General features: G+C 66.7%; 13 protein-coding genes and 1 riboswitch. Of the genes, 5 read left to right on the top strand and 8 right to left on the bottom strand.

The features are described from left to right. Window position 1 precedes the first annotated feature (1 nt). The 5 genes from FXV83_RS04900 to FXV83_RS04920 are packed head-to-tail and all read right to left on the bottom strand — an operon-like array spanning window position 2 to window position 6,459. Window positions 2–631 (bottom strand): precorrin-8X methylmutase, encoded by a 630-nt coding sequence (locus FXV83_RS04900; RefSeq protein ID WP_148738076.1) that lies wholly within the window; start codon window positions 629–631, stop codon window positions 2–4. Then, window positions 631–1,794 carry a precorrin-3B synthase gene (gene cobG / locus FXV83_RS04905; RefSeq protein WP_148738077.1) on the bottom strand — a complete coding sequence of 388 codons (1,164 nt, stop codon included), beginning with the start codon at window positions 1,792–1,794 and terminating at the stop codon, window positions 631–633. The genes FXV83_RS04900 and cobG overlap by 1 nt, the downstream gene beginning before the upstream one ends. Then, window positions 1,791–5,039, bottom strand: a complete 3,249-nt coding sequence (cobN, locus tag FXV83_RS04910) for a cobaltochelatase subunit CobN (protein WP_148738078.1) — start codon at window positions 5,037–5,039, stop codon at window positions 1,791–1,793. The genes cobG and cobN overlap by 4 nt, the downstream gene beginning before the upstream one ends. Continuing rightward, window positions 5,039–6,088 (bottom strand): cobalamin biosynthesis protein CobW, encoded by a 1,050-nt coding sequence (gene cobW / locus FXV83_RS04915; RefSeq protein WP_148738079.1) that lies wholly within the window; start codon window positions 6,086–6,088, stop codon window positions 5,039–5,041. The genes cobN and cobW overlap by 1 nt, the downstream gene beginning before the upstream one ends. Beyond that, window positions 6,085–6,459: a DUF1636 family protein gene (locus FXV83_RS04920; RefSeq protein WP_148738080.1), complete on the bottom strand. Its 375-nt coding sequence runs from the start codon at window positions 6,457–6,459 to the stop codon at window positions 6,085–6,087. The genes cobW and FXV83_RS04920 overlap by 4 nt, the downstream gene beginning before the upstream one ends. Before the next feature lie 94 nt (window positions 6,460–6,553). Then, a riboswitch (cobalamin riboswitch) is annotated at window positions 6,554–6,774 on the bottom strand. A 40-nt stretch (window positions 6,775–6,814) separates the two neighbouring features. Here FXV83_RS04920 and cobO point away from each other — a divergent pair. Continuing rightward, window positions 6,815–7,450: a cob(I)yrinic acid a,c-diamide adenosyltransferase gene (gene cobO, locus FXV83_RS04925; protein ID WP_148738081.1), complete on the top strand. Its 636-nt coding sequence runs from the start codon at window positions 6,815–6,817 to the stop codon at window positions 7,448–7,450. Window positions 7,451–7,457: 7 nt separating this feature from the next. Beyond that, entirely contained in the window at window positions 7,458–8,906 is a 1,449-nt protein-coding gene (locus tag FXV83_RS04930; RefSeq protein WP_148738082.1) for a cobyric acid synthase, read from the top strand. Window positions 8,907–8,910: 4 nt separating this feature from the next. Here the strand turns inward: FXV83_RS04930 and cobD are convergent, their stop codons facing one another. Both cobD and cbiB read right to left on the bottom strand, forming a co-directional pair. Continuing rightward, on the bottom strand, window positions 8,911–9,876 hold the full coding sequence (gene cobD / locus FXV83_RS04935; RefSeq protein ID WP_187435663.1) for a threonine-phosphate decarboxylase CobD: 966 nt from the start codon (window positions 9,874–9,876) through the stop codon (window positions 8,911–8,913). Window positions 9,877–9,887: 11 nt separating this feature from the next. Next, a complete protein-coding gene (cbiB, locus tag FXV83_RS04940; RefSeq protein WP_187435664.1) occupies window positions 9,888–10,829 on the bottom strand; it encodes an adenosylcobinamide-phosphate synthase CbiB in 942 nt (313 codons plus the stop codon). A 128-nt stretch (window positions 10,830–10,957) separates the two neighbouring features. On the opposite strand from cbiB, the gene cobU reads away from it, so the two are divergent. Genes cobU through bluB form a run of 3 tightly spaced genes read left to right on the top strand, consistent with a single transcriptional unit; the run spans window position 10,958 to window position 12,876 of the window. Continuing rightward, window positions 10,958–11,461, top strand: a complete 504-nt coding sequence (gene cobU / locus FXV83_RS04945; RefSeq protein ID WP_187435665.1) for a bifunctional adenosylcobinamide kinase/adenosylcobinamide-phosphate guanylyltransferase — start codon at window positions 10,958–10,960, stop codon at window positions 11,459–11,461. Beyond that, a complete protein-coding gene (gene cobS, locus FXV83_RS04950; RefSeq protein WP_148738085.1) occupies window positions 11,458–12,240 on the top strand; it encodes an adenosylcobinamide-GDP ribazoletransferase in 783 nt (260 codons plus the stop codon). The genes cobU and cobS overlap by 4 nt, the downstream gene beginning before the upstream one ends. A gap of 3 nt (window positions 12,241–12,243) precedes the next feature. Continuing rightward, on the top strand, window positions 12,244–12,876 hold the full coding sequence (gene bluB / locus FXV83_RS04955; RefSeq protein ID WP_148738086.1) for a 5,6-dimethylbenzimidazole synthase: 633 nt from the start codon (window positions 12,244–12,246) through the stop codon (window positions 12,874–12,876). Here bluB and FXV83_RS04960 read toward each other — a convergent pair. Continuing rightward, entirely contained in the window at window positions 12,873–13,778 is a 906-nt protein-coding gene (locus FXV83_RS04960) for a LysR family transcriptional regulator (protein ID WP_187435666.1), read from the bottom strand. The two genes, bluB and FXV83_RS04960, sit on opposite strands and share 4 nt — an antisense overlap. Window positions 13,779–13,898: the final 120 nt, after the last annotated feature.

Here is a 13,898-nt window from a genome sequence, read left to right on the forward strand (position 1 = left end):
GCTATTCGCTCCGGCTCGCCAGCGCGTTGACGGCAGCAACGGTAATCGCGGAGCCGCCGAGGCGGCCCTCGACGGTCAGCGCCGGCACCGGCGGATCGGCCATCAGCGCGGCCTTGGATTCGGCGGCGCCGACGAAGCCCACAGGGCAACCGATGATCGCCGCTGGTCGCGGGCAGCCGCGGTCTTCCAGCATGTTGAGAAGATGAAACAACGCGGTCGGCGCATTGCCGATCGCAACAATTGCGCCGTCGAGATGCGGACGCCATAGCTCCAGCGCCGCGGCCGAGCGCGTGTTGCGGATGGATTGCGCGAGCGCAGGAACGGCCGGATCGCCGAGCGTGCAGATAACCGCGTTGGCTGCCGGCAGCCTTGCGCGCGTAATCCCCTCGGAGACCATGCGCGCGTCGCACAGGATCGGTGCGCCTCTCTGCAACGCCGCGCGCGCAGCGGTCGCCATGCCGGGTGTGAAACGGATATGCCTCTCCAGCCCAACCAGGCCGGCGGCGTGGATCATCCGCACCACCACCTGCTCCTCATCCGGCGTGAAGCGTGCCAGATCCGCTTCGGCCCGGATGGTCGCGAAAGACTGCCGGTAGATCGCCGCGCCATCGGTCTCGTAGACGTGCGGCATCAGTGCCCTCCCACCAGGATGGAGGGATCGCTGACGATGTCGGCACCGTTCAAGCCGCGCAGGACCGGCTGATCGCGCGTCGAGCCGTCGCGGACGAGATCGAAGCCGGCGCTGGTCGCAACCAGCGTCACTGCCGAGGCACCGGAACGGGCACAGCCTTTGGCGCAACCGGAAACGTGAAGCCGCGTATCGGCGGCGATGCGCGGCGCAAGTGCGGCCGCCAGCGCGCGCGCATCGGCATGCGCCTCGCGGCAGCGCGGGGCGCCGCTACAGGCGATGACGCGCAGCGCGGGATCGTAGGGCTCCGTGATGAGGCCTGCCGCGCTCGGCATTTCCCGCTTGCCCTCGCTCAGAACCATCCGCCATGGCGTCATGCGCAGCGCACGTCCGCATTCGGCGAATTGACGGAGCGTCGAGTGCGGCATCTGCCCGAACGCGATGCCAACCATTACGCCTTGCGGATAATGCCCGGGCCGTAACGCAGCCATCACGGGGGCAGGCTCGGTCTCACCGCGCAAGGTCACGGGCAATGCCACACCGGCCGCGATGTGGGCGGCCATGCGCCCCCGCCCGCCTTTGGCACCACCGGAGACGGTGAACCAGTTTGCGAGCGCGAGCGCCGTGCTCACTGCCGCTCCGCGTGCGACCGATCGGCCGAGCCTTGCGCCATCGGCCCGCACCAGCAGCCGGCCGCCACGATCGCGTTCGATGTGAACGTCGGCGGAATCGCCGGCCAGCACGCGCGAGGTCCCATCATCGATTGCGAAGCCGAATTTGCTGGGAAGCGCGAGCGCGCTGTCGGCGAGCGCTTCTTCAAGCTCCGCGGCGAGCGACTGCGTCTCGTCACTGGGGCTCCAGAACGGCGTCACCAGGACGTTGCGCCGGGCTTCGGTGTCGGCGTCGTGGTCGAGCAACCCCAGCGACGCGAGTCCCTCGAGCACTAGCCGATGCCCCTGTTCGTCGACGCCCCTGATCTGGAGGTTCGCGCGACTCGTCACGTCAACGAGGCCGTTGCCGAAACGTTCAGCAAGGTCAGCAAGTCCGGCAACCTGTGCTGCTTCAAGACGCCCACCGAAAGGACGCACCCGGACCACGAGCCCATCGCCCGATTGCATCGGCCGCAGCGCACCGGGACACCAGCCCTTGACCGAAAACGCGCTCATGACGCCTCCCGCAACGCAGCCGCGATCGAATTACGGCGCGTTCGCCAGAGTGAAGCCTCGTGCAAGCGCGTGAAGCAGGTCTCCATCGCGGCCAGAGCCGCCGGATTTTCCTGCGCCATGAAGGCGCGGACGCCGTCGTCGCCGAGCGTGGCATCGTAGTAGAGATCGAACAGATGCGGCGGCACAGCTCCGGCCAGATGCGCGAACGCGGCCATATGCTCGAGCGTCGCCGTGATCTCGGCAGCGCCGCGAAAACCGTGGCGCATCATGCCGGCGATCCAGGCCGGATTGGCGGCGCGCGCGCGAACCACGCGCGAGATTTCTTCGGTCAGGGTGCGCGCATGCGGCTCGTCGGGACGAGTCGCATCGAGATGATAGAGCGACGGCGTAGCCGCGCCGAGCCTCGCGGCGGCGGCCGCAACACCTGCTTCGTGAGCCGCATAGTCGGCGGCGAGCAGAAGATCCGTTTCCGGCAAGTCCTGAACGTGGACGAAAGCGTCGGCAGATGCGAGCCGCGATTCGATGCCGGCACGATCCGGCTTGATCGCGCCGTCGGCGGAGAACGCCCAGGACGATGCCGACAGCCAGGCTTCGCCTGCGGCCTCGCGGCTATCAGACGTGAAAACATCCGGGATCGACGACAGACCGACGCCATATTGTCCGGGACGCGGCGCGAACACGCGGGACGCACGATGGCGATAAGGATTTTCGTCGCCCTCGTCCTCGCGCGTCGAGAGCGCCTCGGCGGCGGCTTCAAACAATTGCGCCAGTTCTGCAAAGACATCGCGGAACAGGCCAGAGACGCGCAGCGTGACGTCGATGCGGGGACGGCCGAGCTCGGCCGGCGCGATGATGTCGTAGCCGGTCACGCGGCCGGACGCATGATCCCAGCGCGGCGCGAGCCCGGCCAGATGCAGCGCCATCGCAAACTCTTCACCCGCCGTGCGCATCGTTGCCGAGCCCCAGAGGTCGACTACGAGGCCTTTCGGCCAGTCGCCGTGATCCTGCAAGTGGCGGCGCAACAGCTCTTCCGCGAGCTTGATGCCTTGCGCATGCGCCGACGGCGTCGGCACCGCGCGCGGATCGACCGCAAAGAGATTGCGTCCGGTCGGCAGCACGTCCTGGCGCCCGCGATAGGGTGAGCCCGACGGTCCCGGCGCAACACGCCTGCCCGCGAGTGCCGCACTCAGCGCGTCCCGCTCGGCATCGCCGCAGGCGCCGCGGCCGAATACGTGCAAGCCGTCGCCGAACTGACTTTCCTTGAGATCGCAGACAAAACGATCGATCCGCGGGATGGCTTCCGCCGGTGCGGCCGACGCATCGAGGCCGAGATCGTCTTCCAATCCGGCCACACGAGCTTCGTCGCGAATCGCAGCGATCAGTCGCTGGCGGCGGGCGGGATCGAGACCATCGGCGGTCGAATATTCGTCGAGGAGCTGTTCGAGCCGGCGCAGGCCATCCGGCACGGCGGATGTGGCAAGCGGCGGCGGCAGATGGCCGATGGTCACCGCACCCGTGCGCCGCTTGGCCTGTGCGGCCTCGCCGGGATCGTTGACGATGAAGGGGTAGATGACAGGCAGGTCGCCGATCAGGGCTTCCGGCCAGCAGCTCGACGACAGCGCCACGGATTTTCCGGGCAGCCATTCCAGCGTGCCGTGTGCGCCCATGTGCGCGACGGCGTCGATGCCCTGTGCGCGGAGCCAGAGATAGAAGGCGACATGGGCGTGGCGCGGCGTGCGTGCGAGATCGTGATAGTCGGCACCGCGGGTATTTGCATCGCCGCGTTCGGGCTGAACTGCGATGATCGACTTGCCACACGTGATCGCGGCAAAGTGGATCGCGTCACCGCGGCAGCTCGGATCATCTTCCGGTGCGCCCCAGGCACGCGCGAGATCATCCTGCAAATCCTGTGAAAGACGCGAGAGTGCCGCGCGATAATCGGCGACGCTCCAGGTGAATTGCCGGTTCAGCAGGGTTCCGCCGAGCGCTTGTAGCGGCACGACGTCGTAGCCGGCGCCAGCCAGGTCCGACAGCAATGCCTCGACCGAGGCGAGTGCATCCAGACCAACCGCATGCGCGATCTGGTGCGGGCGTCCCGGATAGTTCGAAAGCACGATTGCCAGTCGCTTGTCGCTTGTGCGCTTCTCCGCAAGCCGCTGCCAGGCCGCGACGCGCGCGGCGACGGCCTTCACCCGCTCTTCATCCGCGCGATGCGCAAGGTGCGAGAATTGCAGATCGGGATCGCGCATCGCGGCCGACTTGAAGCTCACCACGCCCGTGAACAGGCGACCATCGACCTCGGGCAGCACCACATGCATCGCAAGATCGCCGGGCGACAGGCCGCGTAGCGATCCCTCCCAGTCCTCGCGCAGCGCCGTCGAGAGTGCGACCTGAAACACCGGGCATGGAACGGCATCGAACGGCGTCGTGCCGTCATTCCCCATTGCCGAGAAGGCCGTCGCATTGACGATCGCGGCGGCGGGATTTTGTGCGAGATGAGTTCGCAACCAATCCGCGACGCCCGCAGCCTTCAGCGAGGTGACGAACACGCCGTAGGCGTCAAAGCCCTCCTCGCGCAGCGCCGCGATCAAGGCATCGATCGGACCTGTATCGGCGGCCGTGAGATACGAGCGATAGAAGGTCACCACCGCGCATGGCTTGCCCTCGCCGGCCGTCGGCGCCGCAATGACACCGCGCGCAGGATCATAAAAGCCCATCTCGGGAACGGTGATCTCGCCGACGACCGGCCCGGCATAGAGGCCGGACGCCAGCGCAAGCTGCGCGATCGCGGCTTGGGCTGCGACCGGGCCGCCGGTGTCGCAGAGCACTTTCAGCCGGCGCAGCGTCGAGACCGGCAGGGTCGAGTAGGCGTCTAACCGCGCGTCGTCGCGGCCGTCGGCCGGCAGTACGGCCAGCACGATGCCACGGTCCCTTGCCAGTTGATGCAGGGCCGCGAGCCCGTAGGCCCAGTAGGACTCACCGCCGATCAGGCGCACTAGAATGCCGCGCGCCTGCGACAGCGTGCGCTCGACATAGGTGTCGACCGACAGCGGATGGCGCAGCTCCGCAAGGTTCGCCAGCCGCAGCGACGGCAGGCTGTCACGGCCGCGCCGCCAGCCGGACGCGAACGCGGCAAGATCAGAGTCCGAAAACGAGAGCACCACGAGATCGGCCGGGTCCTGGCCGATGTCCCTTGGCGTCGCGGTCTCCTCGAGACCGCGGCTCTCGCGGAAGACGACGTGCATCAGATGCCAGATCCTGAAAAACCAAATCCCGCCTTGATCGCGGCCTCATCGATATCGCCATGCTCGCCGATCACGACGAGTTTTGACTGCCGCCCGCCCGCTCCCCAGGGCTTGTCGAACTGGTGCCGCACCCGCTCGCCGACCGCCTGGAGCAGCAGGCGCATCGGCTTGCCCGCCACTGCAATATAGCCCTTGGCGCGCAGCACATTCTGCTCTCGTGCGAGACGCTGGACCGACGCGACCAGCACGTCGATATCCGCGACCTCCGGAAGATCGATCACCACCGAGGCAAAATCGTCGTGCTCGTGCTCTTCCTCTCCGTCATGATGGGAGGGACGCGCCGCGAGATCATTCTCCGCAGCAGCGCCGAGACCGAGGATGAGGCGCGCGTCGATGGCGCCGTTGGTGACCGCCAGCATCGGCACGCTGCGCGACATCTCGGCGGTGATGGCAGCCTTGGCCGCTTCGAGTCCCGCCGCACCGGCCAGGTCGGCCTTGGTCAGCAGCACGATGTCGGCGCAGGCGATCTGGTCCTCGAACACTTCCGACAGCGGCGTCTCGTGATCGAGATTCGCGTCCGCCGCGCGCTGCGCCTCGACCGCGTCCGGGCTCGGCGCGAAACGCCCCGCGGCGACTGCCTCGGCATCGGCGAGCGCGATCACGCCGTCGACGGTGATGCGCGAGCGGATCTGTGGCCAGTCGAACGCCTTGAGCAGCGGCTTTGGCAGCGCCAGGCCCGAGGTCTCGATCAGGATGTGGTCGGGCCGCACCGGCCGCGCCAGCAACTGCTCCATGGTCGGAATGAAATCATCGGCGACGGTGCAGCAGATGCAGCCGTTGGCGAGTTCGATGATGTTCTCTTCCGGGCAGCTGGCATCGGCGCAAGATTTCAAAATGTCGCCATCGACGCCGACACTGCCGAACTCGTTGACGAGCACCGCGAGCTTCTTGCCGTTGGCATTGGCGAGCAGATGCTGGATCAGTGTCGTCTTGCCGGAGCCGAGAAAACCCGTGACGACGGTGACGGGGACTTTTGCAAGCGAATTCATTCGGCGGGCTCCGGCAGGGCGGCGATGGGAGGAATGCGGGCAAGCGATTGCTTGCGGAAGATTTCAGGCCGGCTGCGCCAGGGCACGATGCCGTCGGGCGCGCCGGCATAGGCCGCGGCGCCCGCGATCACGTCGCACGCATGGGCTTCCGACAGGCGGCCGTAGACATAGGACCAGCGGCCCGGCGCGCTGAGCGCGACCGAGCAACCCTGGCTACAGGCCGACAGGCATTCGACGGGAACAACGATAACGCCATCGGGCACGCCGGCATCGAGAATCGCGCCGTGCAGGCGCTTGCCCGGGGCGACCTCGCCCTCGCCAAGCGTCTGGCCAGCACGGCAGGTGATACAGACGTGAAGTGTGACGGTCATCGCCTCTTCCAGGATAAACAGCGGGAGGCGATGAGGCGCACGAACCATTCTTGCGAAGGCCCGCTTCCCCGTCGCGGAACACCCCGTCCGCCGGTCCAAAACTTCCGCGCTGGCAGGTCTCCCGGCTTGCGGAGCAGGGCTTTCGCCCTTCGATCCCCGCCTTCCCGATCCCCGCGGGGGTCAGTGGCTTTGGGCATCTCTCCGGTCACGGTCGCGGGGGCGGCTGCATTTTGGACCCAAATCTTGCCGATTCGGACCCTATCGCATTCCCTCTTCGCCTGTCATAGGACAGGAACCAACACCGCCCCACCATTTGCCCACGGCCGCCACTTGTCAAGCCGAAGGACCCTGTCAGATGACGCCTGAACCGGATACCCGAACGGTCGAGGAAACCGACGCCCGCCACGCCGCGAAAATGGCGAAGAAGAAGGTCGCCCGCGACAAGATCATGGCGACCAAGAGCGGCGAAAAGGGCCTCATCATCGTTCATACCGGTGCCGGCAAGGGCAAGTCGTCCTCCGCCTTTGGCATGATCGTGCGCTGCGTCGCCCACGGCTTTCCTTGCGCGGTCGTGCAATTCATCAAGGGCGCATGGGACACCGGCGAGCGGCGCCTGCTCACCGGCCATTTCGGCGATCTCTGCCAGTTCCATGCGATGGGCGAAGGCTTCACCTGGGAGACGCAGGACCGCGCGCGCGATATCGCCGCTGCGCGTGCCGGCTGGGAGAAGGCCAAGGAGCTTATTCTCGATTCCAGCTTGCGCATGGTCGTGCTCGACGAGATCAACATCGCGCTGCGCTACGACTATCTCGACATCGCTGAGGTCGTCGAGTTCCTGACAAAGCACAAGCCGCCGATGACGCATGTCGTGCTCACCGGGCGCAACGCCAAGGACGAGCTGATCGAGATCGCCGACCTCGTCACCGAGATGACGCTGGTCAAGCATCCGTTTCGCTCCGGCATCAAGGCGCAAGCCGGCGTCGAGTTCTGAAGACACGATGGCGCGCGCGTTGATGATCCAGGGGGCCGGCTCGGACGTGGGCAAGTCGCTCATCGTCGCCGGCCTCGCGCGCGCCTTTACGCGCCGCGGCCTGCGCGTGCTCCCTTTCAAGCCGCAGAATATGTCGAACAATGCCGCCGTTACCGTCGACGGCGGCGAGATCGGCCGCGCCCAGGCGCTCCAGGCGCTCGCCGCGGGCGCCGAGCCGCACACCGACATGAATCCGGTCCTGCTGAAGCCCGAGACCGATGTGGGCGCGCAGGTGATCGTGCAGGGAAAACGGATCGCAACCGCACGTGCGCGTGACTATGCGGCGATGAAGCCACAGCTGATGGGCGCGGTGCTGGAGAGCTTTGAGCGGCTGAAGGCATGCGCCGATCTCGTGCTGGTCGAAGGCGCCGGCAGCCCGGCCGAGGTGAACTTACGCAAGGCTGACATCGCCAATATGGGATTTGCGCGCAAGGCCGATGTCCCCGTCGTGCTGGTCGGCGACATCGATCGCGGCGGCGTCATCGCACAACTCGTCGGCATCAAGACGGTGATCGATCCGGATGATGCCGCGATGATCCGGGGTTTCGTCATCAACAAGTTCCGCGGTGATCCCACGCTGTTCGACGACGGCTACAAGTTGATCGAAGAAAAGACTGCTTGGCGCGGTTTTGGCGTGCTGCCCTGGTTTGCCCGCGCCGGCGAGCTTCCGGCCGAAGATGCGCTGGGCCTAAGCGATGCGCGAAAGCCGGGTCAATGCAAGATCGCCTGCCTTGCTCTGTCGCGGATCGCCAATTTCGACGATCTCGATCCGCTCAAGCTCGAGCCTGGTGTCGATCTCGTGATGGTGCGCCCGGGCGAAGCGATCCCCGGCGATGCCCGTCTCGTCATCATCCCCGGCTCCAAATCGACGCGCGGCGATCTCGCTTTCCTGCGCGCGCAAGGTTGGGACATCGATCTCGTGGCGCATCACCGCAGGGGCGGCCATGTGCTCGGCCTCTGCGGCGGCTATCAGATGCTTGGACGCAGCGTCGCCGACCCCGATGGAATCGAGGGACCGGCCGGCGAAACGCCGGGTCTTGGACTTCTGGATGTGACGACAGAGATGAGCGCGCAGAAGACGCTGACGCGTGTGTCGGCCGTGCATACAGCCACGGATCAACCGATCCAGGCTTTCGAAATCCATATCGGCCACACCGACGGGCCGGATCGCGCCCGCCCCTTCGCGAGGCTCGACGGCGCGCCGGAAGGCGCGATCTCAAGCGACGGACGCGTGCAGGGCAGCTACCTGCACGGCCTCTTCACTTCGGACGATTTCCGCAAGGCATATCTCGCAAAGCTCGACATTCCCGTCGGCGACGAGCCGTATCACGCCAGGATCGAAAGCGCGCTGGATGCGCTCGCCGATCACATGGAATCCCATCTCGATGTTGAAGGCTTGCTCGCGTTAGCGCGCTAAGCGTTCAGCGCGAAAGAAGCTCAGCGAGACGTGCCCATTCGGCTTCGCTGCCCGGCAGCCCCAGGCGTAGCCATGTCGGCTTCTTCGTGAAGACGCGCGACCAGATCTGGCCACGCGCGAGTTTTTCCTGCGCGGCGGGCGCGTCGGCCGTCTCGTAGAGACGAAACAGGGGCGTGCCGCCAGCGAGCCGCCAGCCCTGCGATTGCACCATGGCGTCGAGCCTCAAACTATCGCGCGCGAGGCGCGCTGAGGTTGCCTTGGCCCAGGCCTCGTCGCGCAAGGCGCGGCGACCAACCGCGATCGCAGCCCCCGATACCGGCCAAGGGCCGGACATCGCCGCGAGTCTCGCAATGTCGGCCGCATTGCCAAGCGCAAAGCCGAGCCGCAGGCCGGCGAGTCCGTAGAATTTTCCAAAGGAGCGCAGGATCAACAGCCCTGCCCGCTCCGCTTCCGAAGCCAGCGACAAATGCGGAACGGCGTCGGCAAAGCTCTCATCAATCACGAGGCGGCCGACGCGCGGCAGCAGCGCCAGCAGATCCTTCGGTGGATGGCACCGGCCATCGGGATTGTTGGGATTGACGACAATGGCGAGGTCCGCGCCCGCAAGTGCGTCGAGCTCGCTGACCTGTTCGACCTTCCAGCCCGCGACTGACAGGACCGCGGCATACTCGTTATAGGTCGGCGCGAGAATGCGCCCCCGGCCGTGTGGCCCAAGTTGCGGCAATGATTGTATCGCGGCCTGCGCGCCCCCCATCGCGACGATCGGCGCGCTCGTGCCGTAGGCGTGCTGCGCCGCCTGATGCAGGGTTGCGATCTCGGACCGCGACGGCAACGCATTCCAATAGCGCGCGTCGATCTCGCCCACCGGATAAGGCAGCCTATTGATCCCGGTCGAGAGGTCGATCCAGTCCTCCGCGCGGCCGCCAAAACGCAGCTGGGCCTGATCGAGATTTCCGCCGTGCTCACGCATGTCCTGTTCTTTCACGCGAACGCCAGGATCGCAAGAACGCCAGCGAGCAGCAGCATGGCGCGGCGATAGACCGCCAGGGCATCAGTGATGTCGGCGGCGAGCGGATCGCGCGCGCCTTGGTTCAGCCAGGGCTCGTTGGTAGTGCCGTCGTGATAGATGCGGGGGCCGCTCAGCCGCACGCCAAGCGCGCCGGCCATCGCCGCTTCCGGCCACCCGGCGTTGGGCGAGCGATGACGGCGGGCATCGCGCCTCATGCACGACAGCGCCTCCGCTCGCCGCGGTGCCAGCAGCACGAAGAGAAATCCGGTCAGCCGCGCCGGAACGAAGTTGGCGACATCGTCGATCCGCGCAGCCGCCCGGCCGAAGGCCTCGTGCCGTTCGGTGCGATGGCCGATCATGGAATCCAGCGTGTTGATCGCCTTGTAGCCGAGAATCCCGGGCAAGCCGAACAGGGCGCCCCAGAACACCGGCGCCACGATGCCGTCGGAGGCGTTTTCCGCCAGGCTCTCGATCGCCGCGCGGGCGATGCCGGCTTCATCGAGCGCCGCCGGATCGCGACCGACGATGCGCGCAACCGCCTCGCGCGCGCCGGCGATGTCGCCGGCCTGCAAGGGTTTCGCGACGGCGGCGACATGGTCATGCAGCGAGCGCAACGCGACCAACGGCCAGGCCAGCATGCCGACCAGCGCGATCTGGATCCAGCCAAACGACAGCGCGGATTGAAGCGTCCAGCCAAGCGCAACCGCCAGCGCGATCGCGACGAGCGCGCCAGCGACACCCGCCGTGCGGCGCAGCGCCGGCGGATCGGAAGGCCGATTCCAGGCAGCGTCGACGGCGGCGATCAACCGGCCGAGCCAGGTCACGGGATGGCCGATCTGTACGAACAGCCACGACGGCCAGCCCACCAGGGCATCCACCGCCATCGCCACCACCATCGCCCCCGCAAAGCCCACGTACGTCCCCCCGTCTCGCTCCGTCCCTGTTGCGCAAAGCCCCGGCCCAGCGCAAGCCCCGGTACGCCTGATTTCGGCTTTGTCTTTGGGCGCATTTGGTGATTAGTGCTGGCCGACAGGAGACCTTCATGGCCGTCATCTTGATCACAGGCGGAGCGCGATCGGGCAAGAGCAAGCGTGCCGAAGCGCGCGCCCGCGCCTTTCCCGGACGACCCGTCTATGTCGCGACGGCCGAGGCGCTCGATGCGGAGATGGAAGAGCGCATCGCAACGCATCGCGCGCGGCGCGGAACCGATTGGATCGAGCGCGAGGTGCCGCTCGATCTCGCGCAGGCGCTGGTCGCGACCGATGGCGGCGGCGCAAGGCTTGTCGACTGCCTGACACTGTGGCTTTCCAACCTGCTCCACGCGGAGCGCGAGTGGGAGCGCGAAGTCACAGAGCTTGCCGGCGCCCTACCCCGCTTCAAGAGCCCCGTCCTTCTCGTCACCAACGAGGTCGGCCTCGGCATCGTGCCCGACAACGCGCTGGCGCGCAGCTTCCGCGACGCTGCCGGGATCATGAACCAGATCATCGCTGATGTCGCCGACGAGGTCGAGTTCGTCGTCGCGGGCCTGCCGATGAAACTGAAATGATGCCGCACGCCAAATTTTTGAAAGACGTCATCGCCGATCTCAGGATCGCGGTGTCGTTCGTCACGATCCTGCCGGTGGGTTCATCGAAGCCCGCCGGTGACGGTGCCGTCGCGCGCGCGACCTGGGCGCTGCCGGTCGCCGGGCTGCTGGTTGGCCTTTTGGGCGCTGCGGTCTATGCGGTGGCGACCAAGTTGGGATTAACGCCGGGTCCGTCCGCCCTGCTCGCACTGGCCACGACCGCGCTCATCACCGGCGCGCTGCACGAGGATGGCCTTGCCGACACCGCGGACGGGCTCGGCGGCGGCCGGACGCGCGAGCGCAAGCTCGAGATCATGCGCGACAGCCGGATCGGCAGTTATGGCGTCTGTGCGCTGATCCTGTCGTTCGCCCTGCGTTGGAGTGCGCTGGCGGCCATCGCAAGCCCGTGGCTGGTCGCGCTTGCGCTGTGCGCTGCGCACGCTGCGGCCCGCGCAGGCCTGCCGGCGTTCATGTCGCTGGTGCCCCCGGCGCGCCCCGACGGACTGTCCGCGAGCGCCGGATCGCCCCCGGGGCGCAGCGTGGCCGTCGCCTTCGCTCTCGGAACCCTTTGTCTTGCCCTTGCACTCGGGCCGGGAAAGGCGCTGGTTGCCATGATCCTGCTGTCGCTCGCCGGACTGATCCTGGCGCGGCTTGTCGTGCGGCAGATTGGCGGACAGACCGGGGACATCCTTGGCGCGTTCGAACAGACCAGCGAGATCCTGATCCTGCTGGTGGCAGCGGCCTTCCAGACGGGAGGATGACGCATGGTCGAGTTCGACGATAGCTTCCGCCGGCAATTGCGCGACCTGTTCGTGTGGCGACGTGACGTGCGCCGTTTTCGCAGCGATCTGTTGCCGGACGGCGCCATCGATCGCCTGATCGAGACGGCTTGCCTCTCGCCGTCGGTCGGTCTGAGCCAGCCCTGGCGCTTCGTCACCGTCGACGAGTCGGCACGGCGCCGCGATGTGATCGACGACTTCAAGGCCTGCAACGCCGACGCCCTGAATACCTACGCCGGCGAGCGCGCAGCGCGCTATGCCGCGCTGAAGCTCTCGGGCCTCGAACAGGCCCCGGGGCACCTCGCCGTCTTCGCGGACAAAATAAGCGATATCGGCCACGGCCTCGGCCGCGCAACGATGCCCGAGACGATCGAATATTCCGTGGTCGCCGCGATTACCGCAATGTGGCTCGCCGCCCGCGCCGATGGCATCGGGCTCGGCTGGGTATCCATCCTCAGTCCGGATCGCATCCACGCCATTCTCGACGTGCCGGCATCCTGGAAATTCGTCGCCTATCTCTGCATCGGCTATCCGGAGGCGGAGTGCGATCAACCCGAGCTCGAGAAGGCAAAATGGGAACACCGGCGGGAAGCTAGCGAGTTCACGCTGCGGCGTTAGCGCGACGCGAGGGCTTCCTCACGGCCGAATCGTTCGACCAGAAAGTCGATGAAGAGCCGCACCTTCACCGAAAGATGCCGCGTCGGTGGATAGACCGCATAGAGCGCTAGCGGCGGCGCGGAATAATCCTCCAGCACCGTGCGCAGCTCGCCTTTCCTCAAGGCGTCGGCGGCGATGAATTCGGGAAGCAGTGCAAGCCCCCTGCCCTGGATCGCGACGTCGCGCAGCACCTCGGCATTGTTGACGCAGAGCGACCAGGCCGGCTGGATCCAGTGGTCTCCGTCGGCGCCGGTGAGCTTCCACTGGTTGCCGGTGAGCAGGAAACCGTAGGTCAGCGATACATGGTTGCGCAAATCCTGCGGATGCCTCGGCGTGCCGTGACGCGCCAGATAGTCCGGCGAGGCGCAGACCATCCGAGCGACAGGCACGATCTTCCGCGCGATCAAGCTCGAGGACTCCAGCTCCGCAATCCGCAAGGTCACGTCAAAGCCGTCCTGGACGGGATCGAGCAGGTCGTCGCTCAGCACGAGCTGAAGCTGAAGCTCCGGGTAACGCGCCATGAAGTCGGCGAGCACCGGCCCGAGCCGCAGGGTCCCGAACGACATCGGCGCGTTGACGCGCAACAGGCCCCGCGGCGCCGACTGGGCTTGCGTCACTGCCTGATCGGCGGCCTCGATCTCCGAGAGGATCATGACTGCGCGCTCGAAATATTGCTGGCCGTTCTCGGTCGGGCTCGCATGCCGGGTGGTCCGGTTCAGAAGCTGGACGCCGAGGCTCTCCTCGAGGTCGGCGATGTATTTGCTGATGGCGGAGCGCGAGAGCCGCAACTGGCGGCCCGCCTCGGCAAAGCTGCCGCTTTCAACCACCTTCACGAAGGCGCGCAGGCTGGCGACCTTATCCAAGTGCCCAGCCCGGTGATCGGTTCCAAATCGTAGACATAGCCGTCATGTTTGCACGGATTGTCTCCAATCCAAACCGGAACGATATTTGCGGCCAGAGCAAGACCGCTCCACGAGCCTTGG

Source organism: Bradyrhizobium hipponense, from assembly GCF_008123965.1.
GTDB lineage: Bacteria > Pseudomonadota > Alphaproteobacteria > Rhizobiales > Xanthobacteraceae > Bradyrhizobium > Bradyrhizobium hipponense.

Excerpts from the sequence above, each read along its gene's own strand:
- FXV83_RS04930 (WP_148738082.1), top strand. The coding sequence starts at position 7,458 with ATGGCGCGCGCGTTGATGATCCAGGGGGCCGGCTCGGACGTGGGCAAG.
- FXV83_RS04920 (WP_148738080.1), bottom strand. The coding sequence starts at position 6,459 with ATGACCGTCACACTTCACGTCTGTATCACCTGCCGTGCTGGCCAGACG.
- cobW (WP_148738079.1), bottom strand. The coding sequence starts at position 6,088 with ATGAATTCGCTTGCAAAAGTCCCCGTCACCGTCGTCACGGGTTTTCTC.
- bluB (WP_148738086.1), top strand. The coding sequence starts at position 12,244 with ATGGTCGAGTTCGACGATAGCTTCCGCCGGCAATTGCGCGACCTGTTC.
- cobU (WP_187435665.1), top strand. The coding sequence starts at position 10,958 with ATGGCCGTCATCTTGATCACAGGCGGAGCGCGATCGGGCAAGAGCAAG.
- cobN (WP_148738078.1), bottom strand. The coding sequence starts at position 5,039 with ATGCACGTCGTCTTCCGCGAGAGCCGCGGTCTCGAGGAGACCGCGACG.
- cobG (WP_148738077.1), bottom strand. The coding sequence starts at position 1,794 with ATGAGCGCGTTTTCGGTCAAGGGCTGGTGTCCCGGTGCGCTGCGGCCG.
- cobD (WP_187435663.1), bottom strand. The coding sequence starts at position 9,876 with ATGCGTGAGCACGGCGGAAATCTCGATCAGGCCCAGCTGCGTTTTGGC.
- cobS (WP_148738085.1), top strand. The coding sequence starts at position 11,458 with ATGATGCCGCACGCCAAATTTTTGAAAGACGTCATCGCCGATCTCAGG.
- FXV83_RS04900 (WP_148738076.1), bottom strand. The coding sequence starts at position 631 with ATGCCGCACGTCTACGAGACCGATGGCGCGGCGATCTACCGGCAGTCT.
- cobO (WP_148738081.1), top strand. The coding sequence starts at position 6,815 with ATGACGCCTGAACCGGATACCCGAACGGTCGAGGAAACCGACGCCCGC.